Raw genomic sequence first — 351 nt, forward strand, 5'->3', positions numbered from 1 at the left:
AACCGGGCGTTTCCCCCACGCTATGACCGCCGTAACCCTAACCCCACCTACACACCCAAACAGGCGCAGCGGGAAACCATCGGGTCACACAACAGTGACACACTCTTCAATTCTCAACCCCACCCCCCACAAGGGACAGGACCGGTTGCAATCAGACAACCGCACAGTGGACGCAAGCACCATCACCCCTCCCGCTTGAAGCAGCAGAAGGAACATGTGTGTAGAAGTCATCGGCCTATTAGTACTGGTCAGCTCCACGAGTCTTCAGTCCTCGCTTCCACATCCAGCCTATCAACCCAGTGTTCTCGCTGGGGGCCTCACACCCTCAAGGGGCAAGGAAATCTCATCTCG

At 57.0% G+C, this 351-nt stretch carries 1 rRNA gene; it reads right to left on the reverse strand.

The features are described 5' to 3' along the window. Positions 1-218 precede the first annotated feature (218 nt). Positions 219-351 (reverse strand): 23S ribosomal RNA (locus tag NJC10_RS11195); the annotation flags it as partial.

The sequence above is a fragment of the Micrococcus sp. M4NT genome (genome assembly GCF_033790745.1).
Lineage (GTDB): Bacteria > Actinomycetota > Actinomycetes > Actinomycetales > Micrococcaceae > Micrococcus.